Source organism: Jatrophihabitans sp. (genome assembly GCF_051960575.1).
Lineage (GTDB): Bacteria > Actinomycetota > Actinomycetes > Mycobacteriales > Jatrophihabitantaceae > JBQCEE01.
This window is the reverse complement of the sequence record NZ_JBQCEE010000035.1, coordinates 1-3,935: the sequence shown is the minus strand read 5'-3', so window position 1 is coordinate 3,935 and position 3,935 is coordinate 1. Positions and strand designations below refer to the sequence as shown.

At 74.0% G+C, this 3,935-nt stretch carries 6 protein-coding genes; 2 read left to right on the top strand and 4 right to left on the bottom strand.

Features of this window, described 5'->3' with window-relative positions; genetic code table 11:
• Positions 1-131: 131 nt before the first annotated feature.
• Together ACTHMS_RS01695 and ACTHMS_RS01690 are read right to left on the bottom strand one after the other, a co-directional pair.
• A complete protein-coding gene (locus tag ACTHMS_RS01695) occupies positions 132-668 on the bottom strand; it encodes a DUF2231 domain-containing protein (protein WP_440304948.1) in 537 nt (178 codons plus the stop codon).
• A 60-nt stretch (positions 669-728) separates the two neighbouring features.
• Positions 729-1,910, bottom strand: a complete 1,182-nt coding sequence (locus ACTHMS_RS01690; protein ID WP_440304947.1) for an alcohol dehydrogenase catalytic domain-containing protein — start codon at positions 1,908-1,910, stop codon at positions 729-731.
• A 136-nt stretch (positions 1,911-2,046) separates the two neighbouring features.
• Between ACTHMS_RS01690 and ACTHMS_RS01685 the strand changes: the two genes are divergently transcribed.
• Both ACTHMS_RS01685 and ACTHMS_RS01680 read left to right on the top strand, forming a co-directional pair.
• On the top strand, positions 2,047-2,556 hold the full coding sequence (locus tag ACTHMS_RS01685; protein ID WP_440304946.1) for a DUF1360 domain-containing protein: 510 nt from the start codon (positions 2,047-2,049) through the stop codon (positions 2,554-2,556).
• On the top strand, positions 2,556-3,197 hold the full coding sequence (locus ACTHMS_RS01680) for a UdgX family uracil-DNA binding protein (protein ID WP_440304945.1): 642 nt from the start codon (positions 2,556-2,558) through the stop codon (positions 3,195-3,197). Before ACTHMS_RS01685 ends, ACTHMS_RS01680 begins: the two co-directional genes overlap by 1 nt.
• A gap of 11 nt (positions 3,198-3,208) precedes the next feature.
• Here ACTHMS_RS01680 and ACTHMS_RS01675 read toward each other — a convergent pair whose 3' ends face one another.
• Positions 3,209-3,619, bottom strand: a complete 411-nt coding sequence (locus ACTHMS_RS01675) for an SRPBCC family protein (RefSeq protein ID WP_440304944.1) — start codon at positions 3,617-3,619, stop codon at positions 3,209-3,211.
• Positions 3,616-3,924 (bottom strand): ArsR/SmtB family transcription factor, encoded by a 309-nt coding sequence (locus tag ACTHMS_RS01670; protein ID WP_440304949.1) that lies wholly within the window; start codon positions 3,922-3,924, stop codon positions 3,616-3,618. The genes ACTHMS_RS01675 and ACTHMS_RS01670 overlap by 4 nt, the downstream gene beginning before the upstream one ends.
• Positions 3,925-3,935: the final 11 nt, after the last annotated feature.

Below are 3,935 nucleotides of genomic sequence, written 5' to 3'. Positions count from 1 at the left end.
CGCACCCCCCCCCCCCGCGCGGCCCCCGCGCCCCCCCGCGCCCGCCCGCCCCCCCCCCCCCCCGCGGGTGGGGGGGGCCGCCCCCCCCCCCCCCCCCCCCCGGGGCGGGGGTCCCCCCGCGCCAGGCCCGATCAGGTGGGGCGCTGGACGCCGGCGCCGCGGGCGTAGACCAGGTGCGTGCCGAGCCAGCCGGAGGCACCGACCACGCCGTGACCGACCAGCGCCAGCGCCGCCGCCTTCTTCTGGCCGCCGCGGCGGCGCGCGCGGTAGCTGGCGGCGAACAGGCCGAGCGCACCGTAGTTCAGCGCGGCGTGCACGAGCCCGGCCCGCCGCGTCGCGGGGTCGGTGCGCGGGTCGAGGAAGGCCCAGTCGTGCGCGCCGGTGGCGGCGGTCGGCAGCGCTGCGAGCACGCCGAGGCCGATGACCGTGCGGGCGGCGCGTTCGTTCCCGCGCGTGAGGTCGAGCACCGACCCCGCGACCCACGCGCCGATCGGCACGGTGACCAGGGCGGGGTGCAACGAGTGGCCGATCGGCTCACCGCCGAGGATCGGCTCGACCGGCCCCGACATCGCCTTCCGAATGGTGGCCTGGGCGGGCAGGGCGACCTTGTCGAGCACCTCGGCGTGCTCGACGGCGTCGACGAGCTTCTGCAGTGGGGCGAGCATCATTTCCTCCGGTTGGGCAGACGAGGACCAGGGCCGAGGTAGACGCGGCGCCCAGCCCGAAGATCACGGCTTCAGCACCACCTTGACCATGCCGTCCTCCTTCTTCTGGAACGTCTCGTACGCGCCCGGCGCCTCGTCCAGCGTGAGGCGGTGCGTCGCGAAGCCGTCGACGCCGAGCGGGTCGTCGTCGGTCAGCAGCGGCAGGATGTCCGGCACCCACCGCAGCACGTTGGCCTGCCCCATGCGCAGCTGGATCTGCTTGTCGAACATCGTCAGCAGGGGCAGCGGGTCGGCGGCGCCGCCGTAGACGCCCGAGCGCGAGATGGTGCCGCCGCGGCGCACCGCGTCGATCGCCGAGTACAGCGCGGCGAGCCGGTCGACACCGGCCTTCTGGAAGATCGGCCGGGCGAGGAAGTCGGGCAGCAGTCCTGCGGCGGTCTGCGCGAACTTCGGCCCCGGCGAGCCATGGGCCTCCATGCCGACCGCGTCGACGACCGAGTCGGCACCGCGTCCCTGCGTCAGCTCGCGCACGACGTCACCGAGGCCGTCGCCGTGCTCGTTGAGGTCGATCACCTCGACACCGCGCGCCCGCGCGCGCTCGAGCCGCTCGGGCACGAGGTCGACGCCGATCACCCGCTGGCCCTGGTGCAGCGCGATGCGCGAGGCCATGTCGCCGATCGGGCCGAGGCCGAGCACGAGCAGCGTGCCGCCCTCGGGCACGTCCGCGTAGGCGACGGCCTGCCACGCCGTCGGCAGCACATCGCTGAGGTAGACGAAGCGCTCGTCCTGCGGGCCGTGCGGCACCTTGATGTGCGTCGTCTGCGCTTGGGGCACGCGCAGGTACTCGGCCTGCCCGCCCGCGACCTCGCCGTAGAGCTTCGAGTAGCCGAACAGCGCCGCGCCGGTGCCGTGCTCGGTCACCTGCGTCGTCTCGCACTGCGAGTACAGCTGTTCGTCGCACATGAAGCAGTGGCCGCACGACATCTGGAACGGGATGACCACGCGGTCACCGACGGCCAGGTTCGTGATCCCCGAGCCGACCTCCTCCACGACGCCCATCGCCTCGTGGCCGAGGATGTCGCCGACACCCATGAACGGGCCGAGCACCTCGTAGAGGTGCAGGTCGGAGCCGCAGATGTTGGTGGACGTGACCTTGATGATCGCGTCCGTGGGCTCCTTGATGCCCGGGTCGGGCACCTCGTCGACGCGGACGTCGCGCTTGCCGTGCCAGGTGACTGCCTTCATGGGTGCACTCCTGCTCGATCGGACCGGCTCGCCCCTCGGCTACCCGGGTCGCCCCGGCGGTAACCGTCGTTTGCGCCCGGCGCACGACGGGGTAGGGCTGCCGACGATCAGCTGGGACGGTGAGGGACGAGGTGCGATGACCGGCGTGCGCGAGTGGTTGGCCGAGCAGGGCCGCGAGTACCGCAACGGCGACGAGCGGCCGCTGTCCGGCTACCTGGCGCTGATGAGCGCGTACAGCGGCGGGGTCGGTGCGGCGACGCTCGCCGGCCGGCTCACGCGCCGGACGGTGCCCGAGACGGTGCGGCCCTGGGACCTCACATTGCTCACCGTCGCGACGCACCGGCTCGCCCGCACCATCGCGAAGGACCCGGTGACCAGTCCGATCCGCTCGCCGTTCACGCAGTACGACGGGGTCAGCGCGGCGGCCGAACTGCACGAAGAGGTGCGCCGCCACGACGGCCTCGGGCACTCGTTCGGCGAGCTGATCACCTGCCCGATGTGCCTCGCGCAGTGGGTCGCCACGGCGTTCGCCGCCGGGCTCGTGTTCGCACCGCGGCAGACCCGGCTGGTGATGGCCACGTTCACCGCCGTGGCCGGCGCCGACTTCCTGCAGTACCTCTACGCCGCCCTGCAGCAGCGGGCCTGATGCCGCCGCGCGCGAAGCATCCGGGTGCGCAGGGGTTCCTGCCGCCCGAGACGACCCTGCCCGAGTTGCGCGCGGCCGCCGACGGCTGCCGCGGCTGCGACCTGTGGGAGCCGGCGACCCAGACCGTCTTCGGCGCCGGCCCCGCGGACGCACCGCTGCTGCTCGTCGGCGAACAGCCCGGCGACGTCGAGGATGTCGAGGGCGAGCCGTTCGTCGGGCCCGCCGGGCGCGTGCTCGCCCAGGCGTTGCACGAATCCGGGCTCGACGCGACGCCGAGATACGTGACCAACGCCGTCAAGCACTTCTCGTTCACCCGGCAGGGCAAGCGCCGACTGCACCAGACCCCCAAGGCGGCCGAGGTGTCGGCGTGCCGGCCGTGGCTCGTGGCCGAGTACGCCGCCCTGCGACCGCAGCTGACCGTCTGCCTCGGCAGCACGGCGGTGAGGTCGGTGCTCGGCACCGACGTCAAGGTGCTGCGCGACCGGGGTGCGGTGCTCGAGCGCGACAGCGCGCTCGGGCCGGGCGCGTTCCTCGTGACCGTGCACCCGTCGTCGATCCTGCGGGCGCCAGACGACCTGCGTGCCGAGGCACGGGCCGCGTTCGTGGCCGACCTGCGCGTCGCCGCGCAGTTCCTCGGGTAGCGCCGCGAGGTTCATCGCGGACGCAACCCGGCCAGCTTCTCGCGCCAGCCCGCGCGGTGCGTGCGGCGGAACTCGCCCGTCAGCCCGGTGTGGGTGAGCGTGACCAGCGTGCCGTCGCCCTCGGGCGACAGCACGACCTCGACCGTGGACGACCCCGGCGGGAGACCGGTCTGCCCCTCGACGCCCCACGTGAACACCACCCGGTGCGGCGGCTCGACGGCGAGGTAGCTGCCCCGCACGCCGACGTCGCCCATGTCGACGGCGAAGCCACCACCGGGCGTCGCATCGAGGCGGGCGGCGTCGGCCAACCACGTGACGACGAGCGATGGGTCGGTGAAGTACGGGAACACGACGTGCGGCGGCGCGTCGATGACGACGGTCGCGACGACGGCGTCGTCGGGCTCGGCTGGGTCGGCGGTCATCGCTCCTGCTCGGACGATCGGGGATGGGCGGTCTCGACGGCCCGCTTGAGCCGGCCGAGGGCATCGGGCCAGAACTCGGCGAGCAAGGCGCGCACGGGCTCGAGCGACTCGGGGCGCAGCCGGTAGAGCCGGCGGGTGCCGTCGCGGCGCTCGCTGAGCAGACCGGCCTGCTTGAGCACGCCGAGATGCTGGCTGACCGCCTGCTGGGTCAGGGTGAACCGGGCGGCGATGTGGCCGGCCGGCAGCTCGTCGTGCCGCTCGCGCCGCAGGATCTCGCGCCGGTTCGGGTCGGCGCGCGCCCGCAGGACCGCGTACT

Bases quoted from the DNA above. Each gene is read 5' to 3' on its own strand.
- ACTHMS_RS01685 (WP_440304946.1), top strand. From the start codon at position 2,047: ATGACCGGCGTGCGCGAGTGGTTGGCCGAGCAGGGCCGCGAGTACCGC.
- ACTHMS_RS01675 (WP_440304944.1), bottom strand. From the start codon at position 3,619: ATGACCGCCGACCCAGCCGAGCCCGACGACGCCGTCGTCGCGACCGTC.
- ACTHMS_RS01690 (WP_440304947.1), bottom strand. From the start codon at position 1,910: ATGAAGGCAGTCACCTGGCACGGCAAGCGCGACGTCCGCGTCGACGAG.
- ACTHMS_RS01695 (WP_440304948.1), bottom strand. From the start codon at position 668: ATGATGCTCGCCCCACTGCAGAAGCTCGTCGACGCCGTCGAGCACGCC.
- ACTHMS_RS01680 (WP_440304945.1), top strand. From the start codon at position 2,556: ATGCCGCCGCGCGCGAAGCATCCGGGTGCGCAGGGGTTCCTGCCGCCC.